Source organism: Brevundimonas sp. FV1ye29L (assembly GCF_058681095.1).
The window spans coordinates 2,429,863-2,451,674 of record NZ_CM178730.1 but is presented as its reverse complement, the minus strand read 5'-3'; the positions used below and the strand labels follow the sequence as shown (position 1 = coordinate 2,451,674).

Genomic DNA, 21,812 nt, shown 5'->3' with positions numbered 1-21,812 from the left:
CGGGCCGGGGAGCAATCCCCGGCCCGTTTTGCGTTTCTGCGCTTGTCCTCCCCATTCGCGAAGCGATGGGGAGGTGGCGCGACGCCGCTTGGCGTCGTGACGGAGGGGGAGACTCCGAAGACGACTTGAGTCACGCTGTCAGAATGGCCGATGCCCGAAGCTATGAACGCGCCCGCGTCATGCGGTCGGCGCTGACGCCGCCGGAGCTGAAGCTGTGGGTCGCCCTGAAAGGCCAGGGGCTGGGCGTCCGGTTCAGACGCCAGCATCCGGTCGCCCCCTCCGTCACGGCGCTGAAGAAGCGCCGCGCCACCTCCCCATTCGCGAAGGGCGAACGGGGAGGACAGGTTAGGCGTTAGCCGGCCTTCTGCGCATCCAGCCAGCGCACGGCATCGGCGTCGCGGGCCGACAGGTCGGGGTAGGCGGGGTCCGAACCGACGTCCGGGACCCGGCGCCAGGAGCGGGCGCATTTGGCGTATTCGGCGACCTTGACCTCGACGGTGACCGCATCGCCGCCGGTGACCAGTTCAGCGCCTGAGCTGCGGAAGACCTCGGCGGCGTCCAGACCTTCGAAAGGCGCGAAGGCTTCGGCCGGGCCGGTGACCACCGGCCAGGCGTCCAGCGCCCCGCCAATCCGCTTCTCGCGACGCGCGGCTTCCAGCGCCTCGTTGACGATCTCCAGCACCGACTGGACGCCGGTCCACCGCGCCGCCTCAGCCGCATTGGCCCACTCGGCCGGCGTCTCCGGGATCACCCGCGCGCAGTTGGTGCCGGCGTCCGGGAAGCGGGTCGTCCAGGCCTCTTCCATGGTGAAGGGGGTCAGGGGGGCCAGCCATGCGGTCAGGCGCATGAAGACCTCGTCCATCACCGTCCGCACCGCCCGGCGCTTCAGGCTGTCGGGACGGTCGCAGTAGAGGCTGTCCTTGCGGATGTCGAAATACAGGGCCGACAGGTCGTTGGAGCAGAACTCCAGCACTGGCCGGACGACGTCCTGGAAGCGGTAGTCCTCATAGGCCGTGCGCACCTGGCCATCGAGTTCGTGCAGCCGGTGCAGGATGAACTGCTCCAGCGGCGGGAACTGGCTGTAGTCGGTGATCCGTTCGGCCTCGTCGAACCCGTCCAGGGCGCCCAGAAGATAGCGGACGGTGTTCCGCAGCTTGCGATAGGCGTCGACCGTGGTCTGGAGGATCTGTTTGCCGATCCTCTGGTCCTCGGCATAGTCCACCAGGGCGACCCAGAGGCGCAGGATGTCGGCGCCCGACTCCTTGATGATGGTCGCAGGGTCGACGGTGTTGCCCCTGGACTTGGACATCTTCTCGCCGTTCTCGTCCTGGGTGAAGCCGTGCGTCAGCACGGCCTCATAGGGGGCGCGGCCGCGCGTGCCCGCGCCCTCCAGCAGGTTGGACTGGAACCAGCCGCGGTGCTGGTCCGAGCCCTCGAGATACAGGTTGGCCGGCCAGTGGCTGGGGCGGTCGCCGACATAGCCGTGGGCCGGATCGCGGGCCTCCAGCGTGAAGGCGTGGGTGCAGCCGGAGTCGAACCAGACGTCGAGGATGTCCTCGACCTTCTCATAGCGGTCGGCGTCATGGGCGCCGAGGAAGTCGGCGTCGGGCGTCTCGAACCAGGCGTCCGCGCCGCCCTCGGCCACGGCCTTGAGGATGCGGGCGTCGACGGCATCGTCGTGCAGGGGCTGGCCGGTCTGGCGATCGACGAACATGGCCAGGGGCGTGCCCCAGGCGCGCTGGCGGCTGATCAGCCAGTCAGGGCGACCCTCGACCATCGAACGGATGCGGTTCTTGCCCGCCGCCGGATGGAAGTCGGTGGCGTCGATGGCCGTCAAGGCCTTGTCGCGCAGGGTGTCGCCGTCCTTCAGCGGCTCATCCATGCGGATGAACCCCAGATTCTTGGACAAGAGTGGTTCATCCATGCGGATGAACCACTGGGGGGTGTTGCGGAAGATCACCGGCGCCCGGGAGCGCCAGCTGTGGGGATAGGAGTGCTCCAGCCGGCCGCGCGCCAGCAGGGTTCCGGCCTCGATCAGCTTTTCCATCACCGCGCCATTGGCGGGGCCGAACTTGCCGGTCTTCTTGCCCTCGGTCTCGAGCACCTTCAGGCCAGCGAACAGGGGGACGTGCTCATAGTAGGCGCCGTCGGCGTCGACCGTGTCGGGCACCTCGCGATGACCGTGGGCCAGCCAGACCGCATAGTCGTCCGCGCCATGGCCGGGGGCGGTGTGGACGAAGCCGGTGCCGGCGTCGTCGGTGACGTGGTCGCCGGCCAGCAGGGGGACGGAGAAGCCGTAACCCGGGTCCAGCGCCGCCAGCGGATGGGCGCACTCCAGCCCGGACGGGTCGATGTCATAGACGCGGGTGAAGGCGGCGATCTTCGCCGCCTTGAAGACGTCCTCCGCCAGTTTGTCGGCGACGATGAAGCGGTCGCCGGGCTTGGCCCAGGGCTCGAACTCCAGACCCTCTTCCAGCGCGGTGACCTCATACAGGCCGTAGCTGATCTCGGGGCCATAGCTGATGGCCCGGTTGGCCGGGATGGTCCAGGGGGTCGTGGTCCAGATGACGATGGACGGGGTCGCGGTGCGGAAGGCCAGAAGGTCGTCGGGGTGGCTGTCCGAGGCGCCGACGACCGGGAATTTCACCCAGATCGTGGGGCTGACATGGTCGTGGTATTCGATCTCGGCGTCGGCCAGGGCCGTGCGCTCGACCGGCGACCACATCACGGGCTTGGAGCCGCGATACAGCTGTCCGGAATTCTTGAACTTGTGGAATTCGGCGACGATGACCGCCTCGGTCGAGAAGTCCATGGTGGCGTAGCGGTTGTCCCAGTCGCCGGTGATGCCCAGCCGCTTGAACTGTTCGCGCTGCACCTCGATCCAGCCCTGGGCATAGATGCGGCAGGCGGCGCGGAATTCGGCCTTGGAGACCTCGTCCTTGCGGCGGCCCTTCGCCCGGAACTGCTCCTCGATCTTCCACTCGATGGGCAGGCCGTGGCAGTCCCAGCCCGGCACGAAGTCGACGTCATAGCCGAGCAGGAACCGGCTGCGGACCACGAAGTCCTTCAGCGTCTTGTTCAGGGCGTGGCCGATGTGGATGTCGCCATTGGCGTAGGGCGGGCCGTCATGCAGCACATACAGCGGGGCGCCCTCGGCCTGACGCGTCTGGCGCAGGGTCCCATACAGGTCGCCCCAGGCCTCGATGATCTGCGGCTCCTTCTGCGGCAGGCCGCCGCGCATGGGGAAGGGCGTCTCGGGCAGGAAGACGGTGTCGCGATAGTCGCGGCCGGTTGCGGGTTCGGCAGGGGAGTCAGTGGTGGCGTCAGCCATGGGGAGTCTCGGCGTCTGGGGTGGTCGTTCGCGCTGGCGGAGTGTGATCTCGATCCCGGCGCAGGCGGGAGCCTTCCGGCCCCGGGGCTTACGCCGGGCGGCTAATCGAAATCAGGCGACGGTGGACGCGAAAGGCCATGATCCGGGCGGTCTAGCAGACCCCGCGCCTTTTGCGCCAGTGTCTTGGCCGCCCCGGCCCGTGCGTGGCGGATCACCGAGGATCGCGGCTTGCACCCCGTCCACGCCGCTCCGATAGTCGGGGGAGGGAGACCGCCATGCGCCACGCCAGACTGATCGCCACCGCCCTGATCTTCGCAGCCCCGATCGCCGCGGCGGTGTCGGCCTGTTCGCAGGGTGAGGAGGCCGCGCCGCCGGAACAGGCCGTCGCCGCCCTGCCGCCCGGGCGTCCCGCCATCTACCAGGCGGCGACCGAGGGGCCGGAGCCGTTCGTACGCGCCCTGTACGCGGTCTATGTCGCCGGGGGTCCGAAGGATGAGGCCCCCGAGCCCGGACGCGACCCGATCTATTCGCGGATGCTGAACGCAGCCATCGTCACCGACTTCAATCTGGCGAACGGCGAGGTTCCCACCCTGGATCATGACCCGATCTGCGGCTGTCAGGATCAGGGCGCCTTCACCCTGGACTCCGTCGCTGTGACGGCGACGGGCGACAGGACGGCCGACGCCGCCGTCGCCTTCACCAACGCCGGCCAGACCACGCGCCAGACGCTGAAACTGATCAAGGAAGGCCCGATGTGGCGGGTCGTCGATGTCGTCGATGCGGACGGCGCGTCGCTGAACGACGCCCTGATCCGGTCCATCGAGGCGCGCGGGGGGTGATCTTGCAATGCGTCGGGCGTGAGCGGATATTGGTCGCATGACCGATCTGTCGATCACCAGAAGCTCCGAAGGCGCCCGGGCCGGCAAGAAGCCCAAGGGCGTGACGCTTCGGCGCATCACCACCGCCAACGGCGAAAAGGCGACAATCCGGGCCATTGATGCCAACAGCCCGACATTCGGCGACGACTTTCTCTACGTCTTCACCAAGAACGTCGAGGCGGCGCGCCGCGACAACAAGCGGCTGTTCGGCTCTGCCGATGGCGTCAAGAAGCGCGACTGAACCGCCCGCGCTTTGGATCATCGCCGGCCCGAGCGGGTCGGGGAAGAGCAGCGCCTATGGGATGGCGTCGGTGGACGAGCCAATGGGCTCGATCTGGATCATCAATCCAGACCTGTTCACGGCGCGCATTCGCGATCATGAGGGGCTGGAACTGATGGACGCAAACCTGGCGGCGGTCCAGCGGTTCGAGGCCTGGCTGGATGCCTCGATCGACACCCATCAGACGATCGGTGTCGAGACTGTCCTTTCGACCGCCAAATACCGTCGACTGATCGCGCATGCCCGGGAACGAGGCTTCATCATCAACCTGATCTATGTCTACCTCGACAGCGTCGAACTCAACATCGAGCGGGTTCGGACGCGAGTGCAAAAGGGCGGTCATCATGTGCCCGAGGATCGCATCCGAAGTCGGCGGGAGAAGTCCTTTGATCAGTTCGGCTGGTTCTTCACCGAGGCAGACAACGTCGATGTTTTCGACAACTCCGGGGCCACGCCTCGCCGGGTGATGTCGAAGAAGGGATCCGAGATCGTGGTGCTTTACACGCTCCCAGTGGAACTGATCGATTCCATCGAGCGGGCAGAGGCCGGCTTCCGGGCCCTCTATGATTCAGTCGCAGAGGACTGAGCCAGCGCCACTCTCGCCGCCGCAGCATCGCGGTCGATCTGGGCCTTGAGGGCTTCCAGGCCGTCGAAATTCATCTCACCGCGCAGGCGGGCCACCAGTTCGGTCTTGATCGTCTGGCCGTACAGGTCGCCGGAGAAGTCGAACAGCCAGACCTCCAGCAGCGGCGTTTCGAGTTCAAACATCGGCCGGACGCCCAGGTTGGCGACGCCGCCGAAGACGCGGCCGTCCGGCAGGCGGGTGCGGGTGGCGTAGATGCCGTAGAGCGGGCGTTGATACTCGCCCAGCGAGACATTGGCGGTCGGGACGCCGATGACCCGGCCGCGTTTGTCGCCGTGGATGACCTCGCCCTCGACGGCGAAGGGGCGGCCCAGAATAGCGGCGGCGCGGGCCATATCGCCGGCGCTCAAGGCCTCCCGCACGGCGCTGGAGGACAGCTTCAGGCCGCCCTCGTCATCGCGACGCGGGGTGACGGAGACACTGAATCCCAGATCCGCGCCATAGCGGGCGAGCGCCTCGGGCGAACCGGAACGGCCCTTGCCGAAGGTAAAGTCGAAACCGACCGCCGCATGCTTCAGTCCCAGCCCCCGGGACAGGACGTCAGTGGCGAAATCCCGGTCCGACATGGCGGCCATCTGTTCGTCGAACGGCAAAAGATAGAGGCGCTCCACACCCAGCGGCTGAAGCGCGCGCGCCATCTGCTCCGGCGTCATCAGGCGGAAAGGCGCGGCCCAGGGCTGGAACAGGCGGCGCGGATGGGGGGAGAAGCTGACCACAGCGCTCGGCACACCCAGAAAACCGCCGGTCTCGACGGCTGAGGCGATCACGGCCTGATGCCCCCGATGGACGCCGTCGAAGGCGCCCACAGCGGCAGAGGCGCCGCGCAGGACGTCGGGCAGGCCGCGCCAGTCTCGAACGATTTCCACCATCGGGCCGCTCATGATCGCCTTAGTCCCGGGCGGGGCGTCGACGGCGGGGCACCCGCACAGTGGCCTCGCCATCCATGATCAGGTCGTCACCGACATAGCCCTCGCAGCTCAGGACAACCCGCGCAGACGCCTCGTCGACGGCCGAGACGGTGATCCGGGCCATGACCGTGTCGCCGATCCGCACCGGCCGGTGAAACGACAGGGTCTGGCTGAGGTAGATGGCGCCGGCGCCGGGCAGGATGGTGCCGACGACCGCCGAGCCGAAAGAGGCCGACAGCAGGCCGTGTGCGATGCGGCCGCGATAGGCGGTTTTCGAGGCGAAGGCCTCGTCCATGTGCACAGGGTTGAAGTCGTCCGAGGCTTCGGCGAACTGGCCGATGCGGTCTTCCGTGACCAGCACCGGTTTCTCGGCGCGCATGCCGACGTGGAGTTCCTCGAGGATATAGCCGCCCGAAGGGTGTTGCTGGACCAGTTCAACCATGCGGCTGCTTAACCCTGAAGCGCCCGTTTGGCCAACGATTCTACCAGACCAGGTCCAGGGCGGCGTAGCGGGCGTAGGTGGTTTCCGCCTTCAGCAAGTCCGCAGCGCGGGCGGGGTCCAGCCGGCCGTCGGGGCCCTTGGCGGCGTCGCCGTGGATGCCCTGGGCGATGAAGAGACAATCCAGCGCCTGTTCATTGGCGCCCAGAACATCCGTCACCACGCCGTCGCCGATGCACAGGACGCGCGAACGGTCTGCGGGCCGGCCCAGCAGTCGTTCGGCCTCATCCAGCGCCAGCTTGTAGATCGGAGCGAAGGGCTTGCCCGCCATCACGACCCGGCCGCCCATGGCCTCATAGAGGTCGGCGATGGCGCCGCCGCAATAGATGATCTGGTCGCCGCGCTGCACGATGCGGTCGGGGTTGGCGCAGATCAGCTCCAGCCCGGCGTCGACGGCCGGGATCAGCCGGTCGCGATAGTCTTCGGGCGTCTCGGACGTGTCGTCATAGAGGCCGGTCACGGACAGAAAGGCGGCGTCGGCGGCGGCGGCGGTTCGCGTCAGGTTCAGCCCGGCATAGAGGGGCTCATCGCGATCCGGACCAATGATCCAGGCGGGCCCCGGCGCCCGTCGGGCCAGTTCCATCCGCGTGGCGTCGCCAGAGGTGACGAAGGCCTTCCAGCTCTCGCGCGGCACACCCAGGCCGTCCAGCTGGGCGACAACGTCCGAAGCCGGCCGCGGTGAGTTGGAGATCAGGACGACATGGCGGGGGCCGCAGGCCCCCGGCTCGCGGTTGAAGCGGGCCAGAGCCTCGCAGGCCGCCGGCCAGCTTTCCCGGCCATTGTGGATCACGCCCCAGACGTCGCAGAGCAGGATGTCATAGTCGCCGGCGATGTCGCCGAGACCGGTCAGGGCATGGGGGAGGGTCATGCAGGGGGTGTAGCGATACCGGCGACACGAGTCACCTGCACCGGACTACCCGTGACGGCGGCGGCGTTCGGCGCTGAGCAAGGTCGAGCGAACGAAATCGGCGGGCGGATCGGTCTCGGCCAGCACCTGTTCCTTGATGGCGCGGGGCTCGCCCAGCAGATGGCCCTGGCCCAGGGCGACGTCGAGTTCCAGAATGTCGACGACCTGCCGTTCGCTCTCCACCTTTTCGGCGATGACCTCGATGCCGTAGCGGCGGGTCAATCCGGCGAAGTCGGCCGCCTGGATATCGGGCAGGGAGGGCAGGGGCGCGGCGCCGTCGATGTCCAGCAGCTGTTCGATCAACAGGTCCGCCGCCACCTTGATGAAGCGCACGTCCGACCGCTGGAGATCCGCGAAATCGAGGTCCAGGGTCTGCACCTTGTCGATCGAGAACCGGTAGCCGAGATCCGCCAGTCGCGCCATGTTGCGGGCCTCGACCGCGCCCCGGGCATCGAAGGTGGCCTGGCCCAGTTCGAAGATCAGGGCCTGGTTCAGGTCGCGGTTCTGGCTCAGGAAGTCGAGAAATTGCGGGAAGAAGGTCTCGTCGCCGAGCGACGACAGGGCGACATTGCAGAAGACGCCGACCTTGCGGTCCTGCCGCGCCAGCCGCCGCACGATCTGGGCGCAGCGGAACAGCAGCAGATTGTCGATGGCCGGGACCAGCCCTTCGCCCTCGGCGATGGACAGATATTCCGCAGGCATCATGACCCGGTCGGTGGCGTCACGCAGACGGGTGAAGCTCTCGTAGAAGACCGTCCGCCGCTGCGGCAGGGACATGACAGGCTGGAGGTAGAGATCGACGCGATTCTCGCTCAGCGCATCATGGACGGTCTGGAGCAGCAGGTTGGACTGGTGACGATGGCGGCTTTCCAGACTGTCGGGAGCGGCCATCGGGACGATCCGCAGACGTTCGTCGATCGACTCGCTCATCTGCTGGATCAGCCCCTCGAGGATGCGGACCTCGCCGGTCAGTTCCTCGGTGGTGTTCAGGGCGCCGGCCTGGATCGCCTCGGCCAGTTCGCCCAGAGTGGTTTGCTGCGCCTCCATGGCGTCGGCGAGAAGCCGGTGCGCCTCACGCACATGGGCGATTTCGGTCCTGAGCGCGCGGCGGTGGCCGGCGCCGGTCAGCATCTGGTGCGTCACGCCGATGATCCCCAGCGCGCCGAGGGTGGAGGCGAAGGCCGGACCCACGCCCAGACCCAGCCGCCAGACGAAGGCGCCGACCGTCATCGCCAGAAAGACGTAACCGAAGAACAATATGCCGGTCGTCAGGGTGCGCATGGGCGTCCGTCAGGGGGAGCGGCCGAATTCCGCCCCGGTGGAATCGAGGGAGTATCCGATGTTCGCGCTCCGACCGCTAGTGTCTATCTCCGGGACGATGGCGGGGATGAGGGACAAAAAAGCGCGGCATGACGTGGCGTCAGCGTTGTCCTGACGCGCGCGCCGGGCGTATCTGGAGACAAACACCAGACATCGTCCCGGTCCAGCCCGGGCAGGGAGAAGACGCATGGAGTTGTTTGATCTGGGCGGCAAGGTCGCCATCGTCACCGGTTCGTCCAGGGGCATCGGCAAGGCCATTGCTGAACGGCTGGCGGAACACGGGGCACGGGTGGTGATCTCCTCGCGCAAGGCGGGGCCGTGCGATGAGGTCGCTGCAGAGATCAACAGCCGATATGGCGAGGGTCGGGCCATCGCCATCCCGGCCAACATCGGGGCGAAGGAGGATCTGCAGCGGCTGGTCGACGAGACCAATGCCGCCTTCGGCCAGATCGACATCCTGATCTGCAACGCGGCGTCCAACCCCTATGCCGGGCCGATGGCGGGGATCGCCGACGAGCAGTTCGAGAAGATCTTCCACAACAATGTGCTGGCCAATCACTGGCTGACCCAGATGGTCGCGCCCCAGATGCTGGAGCGCAAGGACGGGGCGATCGTGATCATCTCGTCGATCGGCGGCCTGCGCGGCAATGCCCTGATCGGGGCCTACAATGTCTCCAAGGCGGCGGACATGCAGCTGGCGCGCAATCTGGCGGTGGAGTGGGGACCGTCGAACGTGCGGGTCAACTGTATCGCGCCCGGCCTGATCCAGACCGATTTCGCCCGCTATCTGTGGGAAAACGAGGAGGTTCTGAAGGCGACGGTGGAGCCGAATCCGATGAAGCGCATCGGCCAGCCGGACGAGATCGCCGGCACGGCCGTCTATCTGTGCTCGAAGGCGGGGTCCTATGTGAACGGCCAGACCCTGGTGGTGGACGGCGGGTTGACGATTGCCTGGTGACGGCGACAGACGGGGTCCGGGCCTTGGCCAGAGGATCGTCTGGCGGATAGAGGCGGCCGCGTTTGTCACGCTGTTCGCCTTTCTGCGTCTGCTCGGGGTCGAGCGCGCCTCGGGCTTTGGCGGCCGCCTGTTGCGGGCCCTGGGGCCTCTTACGGGAACCCACCGCACCGTCCGCCGCAACCTTCTGATCGCCTTTCCCGACATGGACCCGGACGAGCGCGAGCGACTGGCGCTGGATCAATGGGACCAGACGGGCCGGACCTTCGCCGAACTGGCCGTCATGGACCGTTTGACGCCCGAGGGCGGGCGAATTGAGGTGGTGGGTCTGGACCGGCTCCACGCCATTCGCGACAGCGGCCGGCCGGTGGTGCTGATCTCGGGCCACCTGGCCAATTTCGAGGTCATGGCCGCCGTCATCATGGCGGCGGGCATACCGTGTCAGGTCACCTATCGCGCGGCCAACAACCCGCATGTGGACGCCCTGATCCGCAAGAGCCGGGAGCGCTACGGAATCCGCCTGTTCGCGCCCAAGGGCGACGGGACGCGCGAGCTCATGGCGGGGATGAAGCGCGGCGATTCCATCGCCCTGCTGGTCGATCAGAAATACAGCCAGGGGCCGGAGGTCGAGTTCTTCGGCCATCCGGTGAACGCCTCTCCAGGCGCCGCGCGGCTGGCCCTGAAGTTCGGCACGGTGATGCAGCCCCTGTCGGTGGTCCGTCTGCCGGGCGTCCGGTTTCGGGTGACGGCGCACGCGCCGATCGCCGTCGCCGATTCAGGCGATCGAGCTGAAGCCGTGCTGGCCGGTATTCAGGCGGCCAACCGGTTCGTCGAGGATCGGGTGCGGGAGCATCCCGTGGACTGGTTCTGGGTCCACCGGCGGTGGCCCGACCGGGTCTATCAGGCCCTGGCCCCCTCGGCCCCGCCTGATGCGGCCGTCATCCCGGTGGTGTCCGTCGACCGGAGAAACGGGCCCTTGTAGCTTCCCGGGCGCTGGCGCCGACGGTCAGGTCCGCAGTAGCTGTCCGCCTTGATGAAGGGGCGGGGGTTCACGATCACCGCCTTGATCCGGTCGAACATTGCCTTGGCGGTGATCGGCTTGGCTACAAACTCGTTGACGCCGGCGTCCCGCGCCTCAGTCACGCGGCTGCGTTCCGAATGGCCGGTCATCATGATGATGGGCAGATAGGGGTTGGCGCTGTCGGGGCTGTTGCGCACCAGGCGGGTGAACTCAACCCCGTCCAGGGGGAACATGTTGAAATCGACGATGGCCAGATCGACGGGCGCCTCGCGCAGGGCGTCAAGGCCGGCTGCGCCGTCGGCGACTTCCCGTATATTGCGGATGCCCGCAGACTGCAGGATGGCGGACGCAATCGCGCGCATATGCTGATTGTCGTCGATCAGGAGGACGTTGACCGATTGCAGGCCTGGCATAGGTTGTTCTGATCCAGCTTTCGCGCGAGCCGCACTATCAGAACAGCTCATGCGCGCATAGGCGCCCAAGCTGTCCAAATGATTTCCCCGCAGTTGCCCCGCAACGTCTACTCGCTGACACGGTTCCTTTGCATCTGTGCCATAAATTCGTTCGGGCCAGCATAGGCTTCCTGCCGTTCTGGACACCAGTAGCGCAACACGGGCAGGGCAATCCTGCGACCGGAGACAGCACAGACGACATGGCCGCCGGGTTTCAGGATGGCGAACTCGCCGTCGCCGAAATGGAGGGCGGCGGCCTCGCCATGGGGATCGGTCAGGGTCATGGGCGTAGTATAGTGCGCGGACGCTACGCGCGCGAGAGGTCAGAACAGGTCGCCCTGATCGACCGGGGCGGCTTTCGGACGGGCGACAGCCCGGGGCGCGACCGGCGCCCTTGATCCTTCGGCGATCGGCGTCTCGCCGCCATCGATGCGGGCGCCCCGCGTCCCGTCAGGAAAGACGAGGCTGACCGCCTGACCGGCTGAAAGGTCGGCCGCCGAGGCGATCATCCGGCCAGCGGCGTCGTCAATCCGGGCGAATCCCGGCTTCGGCGTCCTGGGATTCAGGCTGTTGAGGGCGCGAGACAGGCCCGCCAGCCGGTCCCGGCTTCGGTCCAGCCTGTTGAGGACCGGCGGCGTCAGCCGGACGCCGGCCCCGTCCAGTCGGTCTTGTCGGCGATCGATGGCGCGTTGCAGCAGGCTGCTCGAGAACTGTGCGCCGACGGCGGCGAGCCGGCGGTCGTGAACCGTTGTATTGCGATGCAGGCCGGAGGCGAGACGCGCCGCCAACCCTGCAAGGCGGTCGCCGCGTCGCTCGATCGCCCGGTCGAGAAGCCCGCGCCCGAAGCGGCCGCCGGCCGTCGCCAGCCGCCGCTCGTGCAGGGCGGTGTTGCGGTTGAGGCCGGAGGCCAGGCGGCTGGAGGCGTGGTCCAGCCGCTGCTGCGCCATGGCGACCAGCTCTTCCGGCCGGGCCGGCAGGCCGCGCGTGACGGCCCGGAGCCGTGTCCGGCGATCATCCAGCAACCGGGCGCCGGCGCGATACAGCCGCCGGTCCAGGTCGGAGACGGCGAACCGCAGGTCGGCCAGAACCGGGGTGGCGATCTCGGCCGCCCCGGTCGGCGTCGGCGCCCGCCGGTCAGAGACGAAGTCGATCAGGGTGGTGTCGGTCTCATGCCCCACGGCGGAGATGATGGGGATGCGGGCCGCCGCGACGGTGCGGGCCAGGTCTTCGTCGTTGAAGCACCACAGATCCTCGACCGAGCCGCCGCCGCGCGCCACGATCAGCAGCTCGGGTCGGGGGATGGGGCCGGCGCCCTCCAGGGCGTCGAAGCCGCGGATGGCGTTGGCGACCTGGCCGGCTGCGGCCTCGCCCTGAACGACGACCGGCCAGACGATGACCCGGCACGGCCAGCGCTCGGCGATGCGGTGCAGGATGTCGCGGATCACGGCGCCCGTCGGGCTGGTGATCACCCCGATTACAGCGGGAAAGGCCGGAATCGCCTGCTTGCCGGCCGGGGCGAACAGGCCCTCTCCGTGCAGTTTCGCCTTCAGCCGTTCCAGCTGGGCCAGCAGGGCCCCGGCGCCCGCCGCCTCCATCGATTCGATGACGATCTGATACGACGACCTCGCCGGGTAGGAGGTGATCCTGCCCGTGACGATGACCTCGAGCCCCGCCTCGGGTCGCACGCCCAGGCCGCGCACCGAGCCCTTCCAGACCACGCCGTCGATGGCCGCCTTGTCGTCCTTCAGCGTCAGATAGACGTGGCCGGAGGCGTGGTGATTGACCTTGGAGATTTCACCCCGGAGGCGGACGTGACCGAACCGGTCCTCCAGCGTGCGCTTCAGGGCGAAGGCCAGTTCGGAAACCGACTGCGGCGGGTTGTTGTCGCGGGTCGCTGCGCCGGGCTCAGCCGCGCCTTCAAAAATGTAGGAGTCGTCGCTCATCGCCCCATCTAGGGCCAAACCCGGCGGGATGCGAAGGGCGGAACGGGCTGCGACGCGGTCCGTTGGTTGGATATGGCCGATCCCCTCGATACCGATCCCGATGACCGTGACCCGCGCGAGCGCGATCTGCAGCGCGGCGCCGATGCGCCGGCTGTCAGTCTCTGGCTGGTGATCGGCGCCATCGTCCTGCTGGGGATCGGGGTCTATGTCGTTTCAGCCCTCATGTGAGACGGCGAGGGCGGTCGATGCTTGACCCGGCGGCATGACCCCGTCATTCGGCGGGCATGAACATCCTGCTTGTCGGTTCCGGCGGCCGCGAACACGCCCTGGCCTGGAAAATCGCCCGGTCGCCCCTGTTGCGACGGCTGGTCATCGCGCCCGGAAACCCGGGCATGGAAACGCTGGGCGAGCAGCGCCCGGTCAAGGCCGACGACGCCGAGGGGCTGGCGGCGCTGGCCCGCGAAATCCACGCTGATCTAGTGGTGGTAGGACCGGAATTGGCCCTGGCGGCCGGACTGGCCGACCGGCTGGCGGAGATGGGCATTCCCTGTTTCGGACCGACGGCGAAGGCGGCGCAGCTGGAAACCTCCAAGGCCTTCTCCAAGGCCTTTCTGCAGCGCCACAACATTCCCACCGCCGGCTATGGCGTGCATCAGGATGCAGTCTCGGCCAAGGCGTCGCTGGACCGGTTCCAGCCGCCCTATGTGATCAAGGCCGACGGGCTGGCGGCAGGCAAGGGCGTGGCCATCAGCCCGGACCGGGCCGACGCCGAGGCCGAGATCGAGCGGATGCTGGGCGGCCGGTTCGGCGAGGCCGGCGCCCGGGTCGTGATCGAGGAGTTTATGGACGGGGAGGAGGGCTCCCTGTTCGCCCTGTGCGACGGTCATCAGGCGGTGCTGATCGGCGGGGCCCAGGACCACAAGCGCGCCTTCGACGGCGACACCGGCCCGAACACCGGCGGCATGGGCGCCTATTCGCCGGCGCCGATCCTGTCGGACGCCGTGATCGCGACCGCCGATGCGATGGTGATCCAGCCGACGCTGAGGGGCATGGCCGCAGAGGGCGTCCCCTATCGCGGAGTGCTTTACGTCGGGCTGATGATGACGGCGGACGGGCCGAAGGTGGTGGAGTTCAACGCCCGGTTCGGCGATCCCGAATGCCAGGTGCTGATGATGCGGCTGGACGGCGACATCGTGCCCTATCTGCTGGCCTGCGCGCGCGGCGACGTCAGCCACCTGCCGCCGCCGGTGTTCAAACCACAGACCGTGATCTGCGTTGTCATGGCGGCACGGGGCTATCCCGACAGCCCGCTGGAGGGCTCTATCATTCGTGGCGCAGAACAGGACTTCGGTCCGCACGTCCAGGTCTTCCATGCCGGGACGAAGCGGCGGGATGACGGCCAGCTGGCGGCGGCGGGCGGCCGGGTGCTGAGCGTCTGCGCCGAGGGCGACGACATCGAACAGGCGCGGGAGCGGGCCTATGCGGCGGTGGCGGCCATCGACTGGCCCGGCGGCTTCTGCCGGACCGACATCGGCTGGCGGGCGCTGAACCGGTAGTCAGGCGAAGGCGAACAACAGCCGGCCCTCGCCCATGCGTTCACGCAGCATCGGCAGGTCGGTGTGGGCGGTGGAGAAGCAGCCGTAGCTGCGGCCCAGCTTGCCCTCACGCGCCAGGAAGTCGGGGTCGGCATAGTCGGCGCCGTGGACGATGATGGCGCGGTCCCGGGCCCGGTCGTTGGAATACTCCAGCCCGTCCAGCAGGACGTTCGGCCCTTGCTGGGCGCCCCAGCCGGCGCCGGCGGTGGCGTAGGCGCCGACAGAGGACATGTAGCTGTCGGGGGTATTGGAGAAGTTGCGGGCATAGCCCGAATGCTGGGGGTCGGACCCGCGGCCGTGGCTGGTGCGGAAGGCCGTGACCTGGCCGGAGTAGAGGTCGACCTCGAACAGCCGCTCCTCGCCGGAGAATTTCTGGAAATCGACAATATACATCCGGTCGCGCAGCGGGACACGGCGGTGGTGGATGTCGAGCGCGGCCATGGCGCGTTGCATGAGATCCGGACGGACCCGCCGATAGGGATCGAGCGGAGGCGGGGCGGCGAAGGTCTGTGCGGCCTGGATACGCGGCGATGGGGGCGTCGGCGGAAGGGGCAGGGTTTCTGCGAGAAGGGCCGTGGAGGGCGTGACGACCTGGCCGGTCGCACAGCCCGCCAGAAGGGCGGATCCGCCGATGATGAGGCCCCTGCGCGAAAGACCGTCTCTCGAAAGCTGCATGCCGCGCCTCAATCTGATTGTCCCCGAAGACGCCTTGTCCCTGATCGGGACACGGGTTTCAACCTTCGCCTATGCGGGAAGCATTTGTTCGGTATGGTGAACTCGAGCAGCAAGGGGTGGATGATGAAGGCCTGGGCATGGATTGCGGCGCTGGCGGGGCTGAGCCTTGCAGGAACAACGACCGCGCAAACCCCCGGCACGACGCCGGTTTCGCCTGAGGGGCGAACCACGTTCGTGCAAGTGGGGCGGCTTCTGGATGATCCGGCGACGGGCCTTGTGAAGCACGATAAAACTCTCGTGATCAGAGGGAACCGGATCGTCGAGGTGCGCGACGGGTTCGTCGGCGATGGCGATGTCGTCGATCTGCGCTCCGCCTTCGTCCTGCCCGGACTGATCGACAGCCATGTGCATCTGACCGGGGAGCAGAACCCCAATTCACGGCTGGAGGGCGTCACCCTGTCCAATGCCGACGAGGCGATGGTCGGCGCGCGTTACGCCCGACGCACCCTGATGGCGGGCTTCACCACCGTGGCCGATCTGGGCGCCAGCAACGAGGCGATCTTCGCCCTGCGCGGGGCGGTGGCGCGCGGCGATGTGCCCGGCCCCCGGATCATCGCGGCGGGATCGGGCGTGTCGATCCACGGCGGCCACGGCGACGTCAACGGCTATCGCGAGGACGTCATGCACCTGTTCTCGGGCGAGAACATCTGCTCGGGCCCCGAGGATTGCATGCGGGCGGTGCGGCTGCAGGTGCGGTCCGGCGCGGACATCATCAAGATCACGGCCACGGGCGGGGTGCTGTCCAATACGGCGGCGGGTCTGGGTCAGCAGTTTTCGGACGCCGAACTGGCCGCGATCGTCGAGGCGGCGCACCGGATGGGTCGACAGGTGACCGCCCACGCCCACGGGGCGGACGGCATCAACAGCTTCCTGAGAGCCGGGGGCGACTCGATCGAACACGGCACATATCTGGACGACGACTCGATCCGCCTGATGAGGCGCGAGGGCGTCTGGCTGGTGCCGACCCTGATGGCCGGGGATTTCGTGGCGCGGATCGCCTCCGGGCCCGACAACTTTTTCACCCCGTCCCAGACCGCCAAGGCGCTGGAGGCGGGGCCGAAGATGCTGGACATGGCGCGCCGGGCGCATGAGGGCGGGGTGCGGATCGCCTTCGGCACCGACAGCGGGGTCTCGGCCCATGGCGACAACGCCGGAGAGTTCGCCCTGCTGGTCCGGGCGGGGCTGACGCCGATCGAGGCGATCCAGACCGCGACCGTCAATGCGGCGCAGCACCTGAGGCTGGCGAATGAGGCCGGGAGGCTGGCGCCCGGCATGCCCGCCGACCTGATCGCGGTTTCGGGCGATCCGCTGACGGACGTGACCGAGCTGGAGCGGGTGCGCTTCGTGATGAAGGGCGGAGAGGTGTTCCGGCGGGATTGAGACCAGAGGCGGCCAGTGATCGTGCTGACCCGGGACCCCGCCTGACGCCTTGCGGCGTCTGTCCTCTCCATGCGCCTGCGCGCATGGAGAGGTGAGGTTCAGGCGTTGGTGAGTAGTCTGGTGACGCCCGTTTCGTCTTCGAAGACGGCGCGGACGGGCCAAGCGGTCACGCGGGCGCGCCAGTCCGGGGGCAGGCGCACCCAGTCCTTTTCGGTGGTGACCAGCCCGGCGTTGTAGAGCGCCGCCCGGTCGGCGAGGAAGGCGAGATCGGCGGGCTTCAGTTCGGCGTGGTCGGGGAAGGGGACGAAGTCCTTCAGGTCGGCGCCGGCGGCGATCAGGCTGCGTTCCACCTTCCACGGCTTGGCGATGCCGGCGAAACCGACTTGGGGGCCGGGCGGCGGCGGACCGTCGGCGGTCAGGCGGGCGATGAAGACCGGCAGGGCGCCGAAGGTCGCGACCAGTTCGGGATCGACGGCGTCTACATCTGTGGGGAGCAGGATGACGACGGCGTCGGCGCGGGCCAGGCCGGCCTTCAGCGGCTCCCGCATCGGCCCGGAGGGGAAGACCCCGCCGTCGCCGAAGGGCCATTCGTCGTTGCGGGTCTCGCCGTCCACGACCACGAGACTGAGCGTCTTCTTCAGGGCCGGGTTCTGGTGGGCGTCGTCGAGGACCAGGGCCGGGGCGCCGGCGTCCACGGCGGCGCGGGCGCCGAGCACCCGGTCCCGGGCGATCCAGGCGGGCGACCCCTGCGCCAGCATCAGGGGTTCGTCGCCGACGTCGGCGGCGGCGTGGACGGCGGGATCGACGCGGACCGGGCCCTCCAGCCGACCGCCGTAGCCGCGCGACAGGGCGTGCGCGGGGACGCCGGCGCGGTGCAGCAGGCGCAGGACCTCGCGCGCCACCGGGGTCTTGCCCGACCCGCCCACGGTCAGATTGCCGATGGAGATGACCGGGACGCCCGAATCGAAGGGCGTGGCGCGGGCGATCCGACGGGCAGTGACGGCGGCCCAGAGCCATGAGGCGGGCTTCAGCATGGAGCGGGTCACCCGCGCGTGGCTGCTGTCGCGTTCGTACCACCAGCGGGGGGTGTTGAGCTTCACGGCCGGCCGCTCCGGTTCCCCGCAGGGGGCAGGAGGGGCGTCAGGGTTTCCCACAGACGGTCGAGGCCGGCGCCGGCGTCCACGGCGGCGCGGCGGGCGCGGTCGCCCATGGTCCGGGCGGCGGCGGGATCGGCCAGCAGGGGGGCGATGGCGGCCGGCAGGTCGGAGACGGCCGCGACCATCCGGAGACCGTTCGCGTCACGCAACAGGGCGGCGACCGACTGCCAGTTGGAGGCGTCCGGCCCGGTGACAGCGGGCTTGCCGAGGCGGGCGGGCTCCAGCGGATTGTGGCCCCCGACGGGATCGAGCCCGAGCGCCGGGGCGAAACTGCCGCCCATGATCACGACATCGGCCAGCCGCAGAAACAGGCCCAGTTCGCCCAGGGTGTCGGCGACATGGACGCCGCTGTCCCCGCTCAGGGCGTCGCCGCGCGAGCGCAGGCCGGCCTGATAGCCCGCCTGTTCGAGGGCCGCCGCGATCGCCGGGCCGCGCTCGGGATGGCGGGGGACGAGGATCAGCAGGCCGCGGGTCGGCAGGACGTCGAGGGCGCGGGTAAAGGCGATCTCCTCACCCTCATGGGTGCTGGCGGCGACGATGACCGGGGTGTCGCCGATGGCGGCGCTGAGGCGGCTGAAGGCGGCGGCGTCATGGGGCAGGGGCTCGCCCGAGAGCTTGAGATTGACCAGGCCGTCGACGCGGGCGCCCAGACCGGTCAGCCGGTCGGCCGAGGTCGGGTCCTGGGGCAGGACAAGGTCGAAGCCAGAGAGCAGTCGCCGCGCCATGCCGGGCGCGCGGGACCAGCCCTTGGCCGTCTTTTCCGTGATGCGGGCGCTGACCAGGGCCAGTCGCACCCCGCGCGCCCGGGCCGCCAGCAGCAGGTTGGGCCAGAGTTCGCTCTCGACGAAGACGCCGAGCGAGGGCCGCCAGTGGTCGAGGAAGGCGGCGACGGCGACGGGGCCGTCGACGGGCGCATACTGATGAATCACCCCGGGCGGCAGTCGGCGGGCGAGCAGGTCGGCGGAGGTGACGGTGCCGGAGGTGACCAGAAGGGTCAGGTCCGGGCGACTGCGCCGGAAGCGCTCGACCAGCGGCAGCAGTGACAGGGTCTCGCCCACGCTGACGCCGTGCAGCCAGACGAGGTCGCCCCCGGGCCGGTCCATCCCGGCGAGGCCCAGCCGTTCGTCGACGCGGACGGGGTCTTCCTTGCCGCGGGCCGCACGTCGGTCGAGCAGCCGCGGCGCCAGGGACTCCAGCAGTCGGGTGACCAGACGATAGAGGGCGAGAGCCGGGCTCAGCATCGGGCGCTCAAATCCGTTCCAGCCCGGTCAATTCATCGGCGCGGGCCTCGACGGCGGTGAGCCGGTCGGTCCAGCGAACGGTGACCTCATCGGTCGACAGGCCTTCGGGATAGCGGTCGATATCCCAGACGATGGCGCCGCGACCGAAGGGAAGGGGCAGGACGGCGCGATCCCAGCTGCCCAACCGGATCGCCGGGCGGCACGACAGGCCGATGAACAGGACCGGAGCGCCCGACAATTTCGCCATGACCGCCACCCCGTCGCCCATCTGGCGCATGGGGCCGCGAGGGCCGTCGGGCGTGACGGCGACGCCGGCGGTGCGCAACTGGCGCAGGGCGTCGCGCAGGGCGGCCGATCCGCCTTTCGCGCGGTCGGCCTTGTCCTTGTTGGCCGAGGAGCCGCGAATGGACGGGAAGCCGACCTTGCCCATGGCGCGGGCGATGAACTGGCCGTCGGGCGACAGGGAGACGATGGCCCGAACCTCCTGGGCGCGATGATGGGGCCAGCAGGCGGGGGTCAGGCTGATGCGCGAATGCCAGAACAGGCAGATGACCGGTCCGCCGTCGGCCCAGACCTGTTCGGCCACGGCCTCGTTCTCGCGCGTCCAGCGGATGGTGGCCACGCAGAATCGCATCCAGGCCGCCAGCAGATTGGCCATGACGGTCTGGATGACCGGGTTGCGCAACGGCCTCATGCGACGGTCGTGACCGTGACGGGCTCGCCGTCCAGCGACTGCTGTTTCGCCAGCCGGGCATAGAGACCGCCCCGGGCGACGAGTTCGGCGTGGCGGCCGGTCTCGACCACCCGGCCGGCCTCGATGACATAGATGCGGTCGGCGTTCATGACGGTGGACAGGCGGTGGGCGATCATCAGGGTGGCCCGGCCCTGCATCAGCCGTTCGAGGGCGGCCTGGACCTGGGCCTCGCTCTCGGTGTCCAGGGCGCTGGTGGCCTCATCGAGCAGCAGGATGGGGGCGTCCTTGAGGAAGGCGCGGGCGATGGCGATGCGCTGGCGCTGACCGCCCGACAGCCGCAGGCCCGCCTCGCCGGCCCGGGTCTCGTAGCCCTCCGGCAGGGCGGCGATGAAGTCATGGGCGGCGGCGGCGGCGGCGGCGGCCTCGATCTGGTCGCGGGTCGCGCCGGGGCGGCCATAGGCGATATTGGCGGCGATGGTGTCGTCGAACAGGAAGGGCTCCTGGGTGACCAGGGCGATGCGGTCGCGCAGGTCGTGCAGCTTCAGTTCACGCACATTGCGCCCGTTCAGGGTCACGGCGCCGGCGGTGATGTCGTAGAAGCGCGGCAGCAGGCTGAGAATGGTGGACTTGCCGCCGCCCGAGGGGCCGACCAGGGCCACAGTCTCGCCGGGCTCGACGGTCAGGGAGACGTCGGACAGGGTCGGGGCGCCGCCCTCGGCCGTCGGGGCATAGGCGAAGCTGACGTGATCGAGGCCGACGGTCAGGGGGCCGTCGGGCGCCGGCGCCGGGTCGGGCGCCTCGCGGATCTCGGGCTGGATATCCAGGGCCTCGAACAGGCGGCGGGCGGCGGTCAGCCCCTCGGCCATGACCGTCTGGAGATTGGTGACCTGACGCAGGGACTGGCCGGCGGACATCAGCAGGGCGACATAGGCGGCGAAGGCCCCGATGGTCATCTGGTCGTTGCGCGCCTGCCAGCCGGCATAGGCCATCACCGCAGCGACGATGACCATGGCGACAAGATTGGAAAAGGGTCCGGCGAAGGCTCTGGAGTCGGCGGACTTGATCACATGGCGCTGGCGACGGGCGACGACCCCGGCCACGCGTGTCTGCTCGGCGGCCTCGCGATTCTCGATCTTGATCAGACGGACCCCGTCGAGGTTCTCCATCAGGGCGGTCGACAGGTTGCTGGTCTCGACCATGGCCCCGGTGGTGGCCTTGCGCACCCGCTTGCCGAAGCGCCGGAGCACCAGGGCGATCAGGGGCGCGCCCAGCAGGACGATCAAGGTCAGGCGCCAGTCCAGCCAGGCCATATAGGACAGGACGGCGATCAGGGTCAGGCCGTGCTGGGTATAGTTGACCACGCCGTTGGTGAAGGCCTCACGGACCAGGTTGGCGTCGAACAGGACGCTGGAGACGAAGGCCCCGGAATGCTGGCTGCGCAGACGGGCCAGGTCGGCGCGGATCATGGCCCCGAACAGCCGCACCTGGATGTCGCCAACGATGCCATGGCCCAGCCGGTTGACGAGGGCCGCCTGTCCCAGGGCCGCCACCGTCCCGATCAGGGCGAGGCCGACGATGATGGCGGGAATGGCGAGGAGGGCATCCTGTGGCGCGACGACGAACAGGCCGGCCACCGTCACCGGCTGGGCGAGAAACATGCCGTCGATGGCGGGCCGCAACAGTTGCAGGACCGTCGCCGTACTGATGCCGGCCACGGCGGCGCATAGCATCGATGTAAACAGGGCCGACTTGTGATGCGAGAGATAGTCGCGCCAGATCCGCGCCAGAAGCGGACGCAAGGTCTCTCGTTCCTTGTGATCGGCGGGGAGCGTCATCGGGGGGAGGTCGGACGGACCGGGTGGGAAGTCAAGGC

Annotated in this window: 22 protein-coding genes; 9 read left to right on the top strand and 13 right to left on the bottom strand. The window is 68.8% G+C overall.

The window, feature by feature from the left end; all coding sequences use genetic code 11:
• Nucleotides 1–143 precede the first annotated feature (143 nt).
• Nucleotides 144–356, top strand: a complete 213-nt coding sequence (locus tag ACW17W_RS11935) for a DUF559 domain-containing protein (RefSeq protein ID WP_492077129.1) — start codon at nt 144–146, stop codon at nt 354–356.
• Here ACW17W_RS11935 and ileS read toward each other — a convergent pair.
• Nucleotides 353–3,331 carry an isoleucine--tRNA ligase gene (gene ileS, locus ACW17W_RS11930; RefSeq protein ID WP_492077128.1) on the bottom strand — a complete coding sequence of 993 codons (2,979 nt, stop codon included), beginning with the start codon at nt 3,329–3,331 and terminating at the stop codon, nt 353–355. The genes ACW17W_RS11935 and ileS overlap by 4 nt on opposite strands.
• Before the next feature lie 275 nt (nt 3,332–3,606).
• Between ileS and ACW17W_RS11925 the strand changes: the two genes are divergently transcribed.
• Genes ACW17W_RS11925 through ACW17W_RS11915 form a run of 3 tightly spaced genes read left to right on the top strand, consistent with a single transcriptional unit; the run spans nt 3,607 to nt 5,075 of the window.
• On the top strand, nt 3,607–4,170 hold the full coding sequence (locus ACW17W_RS11925) for a DUF3828 domain-containing protein (protein ID WP_492077127.1): 564 nt from the start codon (nt 3,607–3,609) through the stop codon (nt 4,168–4,170).
• Nucleotides 4,171–4,207: 37 nt separating this feature from the next.
• The gene (locus ACW17W_RS11920; protein WP_492077126.1) at nt 4,208–4,450 is read left to right on the top strand and encodes a hypothetical protein; all 243 of its coding nucleotides are present in this window, start codon (nt 4,208–4,210) and stop codon (nt 4,448–4,450) included.
• Complete coding sequence (locus ACW17W_RS11915; protein WP_492077125.1) at nt 4,428–5,075, top strand: ATPase; 648 nt, start codon at nt 4,428–4,430, stop codon at nt 5,073–5,075. Before ACW17W_RS11920 ends, ACW17W_RS11915 begins: the two co-directional genes overlap by 23 nt.
• Here ACW17W_RS11915 and ACW17W_RS11910 read toward each other — a convergent pair.
• From ACW17W_RS11910 to tipF, 4 genes are read right to left on the bottom strand one after another with little or no spacing between them, the layout of a single operon-like run.
• Nucleotides 5,051–6,013 carry a bifunctional riboflavin kinase/FAD synthetase gene (locus tag ACW17W_RS11910; RefSeq protein WP_492077124.1) on the bottom strand — a complete coding sequence of 321 codons (963 nt, stop codon included), beginning with the start codon at nt 6,011–6,013 and terminating at the stop codon, nt 5,051–5,053. The genes ACW17W_RS11915 and ACW17W_RS11910 overlap by 25 nt on opposite strands.
• A 7-nt stretch (nt 6,014–6,020) precedes the next feature.
• Entirely contained in the window at nt 6,021–6,482 is a 462-nt protein-coding gene (locus tag ACW17W_RS11905) for a MaoC family dehydratase (protein WP_492077123.1), read from the bottom strand.
• Between the two features lie 40 nt (nt 6,483–6,522).
• Entirely contained in the window at nt 6,523–7,407 is an 885-nt protein-coding gene (locus tag ACW17W_RS11900; RefSeq protein ID WP_492077122.1) for a TIGR01459 family HAD-type hydrolase, read from the bottom strand.
• 45 nt (nt 7,408–7,452) lie between these two features.
• On the bottom strand, nt 7,453–8,727 hold the full coding sequence (tipF, locus tag ACW17W_RS11895) for a flagella assembly cyclic-di-GMP phosphodiesterase TipF (RefSeq protein WP_492077121.1): 1,275 nt from the start codon (nt 8,725–8,727) through the stop codon (nt 7,453–7,455).
• 226 nt (nt 8,728–8,953) lie between these two features.
• On the opposite strand from tipF, the gene ACW17W_RS11890 reads away from it, so the two are divergent.
• Nucleotides 8,954–9,724, top strand: coding sequence for an SDR family NAD(P)-dependent oxidoreductase (locus ACW17W_RS11890; RefSeq protein ID WP_492077119.1), 771 nt, complete (start codon nt 8,954–8,956; stop codon nt 9,722–9,724).
• On the top strand, nt 9,714–10,703 hold the full coding sequence (locus ACW17W_RS11885) for a lysophospholipid acyltransferase family protein (RefSeq protein ID WP_492077117.1): 990 nt from the start codon (nt 9,714–9,716) through the stop codon (nt 10,701–10,703). Before ACW17W_RS11890 ends, ACW17W_RS11885 begins: the two co-directional genes overlap by 11 nt.
• On the opposite strand, the gene ACW17W_RS11880 is transcribed toward ACW17W_RS11885, so the two are convergent.
• The 3 genes from ACW17W_RS11880 to xseA all read right to left on the bottom strand — a co-directional run bounded on the left by ACW17W_RS11880 (nt 10,622) and on the right by xseA (nt 13,137).
• Nucleotides 10,622–11,155 (bottom strand): response regulator, encoded by a 534-nt coding sequence (locus ACW17W_RS11880; protein ID WP_492077115.1) that lies wholly within the window; start codon nt 11,153–11,155, stop codon nt 10,622–10,624. The genes ACW17W_RS11885 and ACW17W_RS11880 overlap by 82 nt on opposite strands.
• 107 nt (nt 11,156–11,262) lie before the next feature.
• Nucleotides 11,263–11,478, bottom strand: a complete 216-nt coding sequence (locus ACW17W_RS11875) for a DUF2093 domain-containing protein (protein ID WP_492077113.1) — start codon at nt 11,476–11,478, stop codon at nt 11,263–11,265.
• Between the two features lie 39 nt (nt 11,479–11,517).
• Nucleotides 11,518–13,137 (bottom strand): exodeoxyribonuclease VII large subunit, encoded by a 1,620-nt coding sequence (gene xseA, locus ACW17W_RS11870; RefSeq protein WP_492077111.1) that lies wholly within the window; start codon nt 13,135–13,137, stop codon nt 11,518–11,520.
• Nucleotides 13,138–13,209: 72 nt separating this feature from the next.
• Between xseA and ACW17W_RS11865 the strand changes: the two genes are divergently transcribed.
• Both ACW17W_RS11865 and purD read left to right on the top strand, forming a co-directional pair.
• Nucleotides 13,210–13,365, top strand: coding sequence for a hypothetical protein (locus tag ACW17W_RS11865; protein ID WP_492077110.1), 156 nt, complete (start codon nt 13,210–13,212; stop codon nt 13,363–13,365).
• Nucleotides 13,366–13,421: 56 nt separating this feature from the next.
• Complete coding sequence (gene purD / locus ACW17W_RS11860; protein ID WP_492077108.1) at nt 13,422–14,693, top strand: phosphoribosylamine--glycine ligase; 1,272 nt, start codon at nt 13,422–13,424, stop codon at nt 14,691–14,693.
• Here the strand turns inward: purD and ACW17W_RS11855 are convergent, their stop codons facing one another.
• Nucleotides 14,694–15,407: a murein L,D-transpeptidase catalytic domain-containing protein gene (locus tag ACW17W_RS11855; protein ID WP_492077107.1), complete on the bottom strand. Its 714-nt coding sequence runs from the start codon at nt 15,405–15,407 to the stop codon at nt 14,694–14,696.
• Nucleotides 15,408–15,530: 123 nt separating this feature from the next.
• Between ACW17W_RS11855 and ACW17W_RS11850 the strand changes: the two genes are divergently transcribed.
• The gene (locus tag ACW17W_RS11850) at nt 15,531–16,847 is read left to right on the top strand and encodes a metal-dependent hydrolase family protein (RefSeq protein WP_492077106.1); all 1,317 of its coding nucleotides are present in this window, start codon (nt 15,531–15,533) and stop codon (nt 16,845–16,847) included.
• Between the two features lie 98 nt (nt 16,848–16,945).
• On the opposite strand, the gene lpxK is transcribed toward ACW17W_RS11850, so the two are convergent.
• The 4 genes from lpxK to ACW17W_RS11830 are packed head-to-tail and all read right to left on the bottom strand — an operon-like array spanning nt 16,946 to nt 21,774.
• Nucleotides 16,946–17,947 (bottom strand): tetraacyldisaccharide 4'-kinase, encoded by a 1,002-nt coding sequence (gene lpxK / locus ACW17W_RS11845; RefSeq protein WP_492077104.1) that lies wholly within the window; start codon nt 17,945–17,947, stop codon nt 16,946–16,948.
• A complete protein-coding gene (locus ACW17W_RS11840; RefSeq protein WP_492077103.1) occupies nt 17,944–19,245 on the bottom strand; it encodes a 3-deoxy-D-manno-octulosonic acid transferase in 1,302 nt (433 codons plus the stop codon). Before ACW17W_RS11840 ends, lpxK begins: the two co-directional genes overlap by 4 nt.
• Nucleotides 19,246–19,252: 7 nt before the next feature.
• Entirely contained in the window at nt 19,253–19,939 is a 687-nt protein-coding gene (locus ACW17W_RS11835; protein WP_492077101.1) for a lysophospholipid acyltransferase family protein, read from the bottom strand.
• Nucleotides 19,936–21,774 (bottom strand): ABC transporter ATP-binding protein, encoded by a 1,839-nt coding sequence (locus tag ACW17W_RS11830; RefSeq protein WP_492077100.1) that lies wholly within the window; start codon nt 21,772–21,774, stop codon nt 19,936–19,938. Before ACW17W_RS11830 ends, ACW17W_RS11835 begins: the two co-directional genes overlap by 4 nt.
• Between the last annotated feature and the right edge of the window lie 38 nt (nt 21,775–21,812).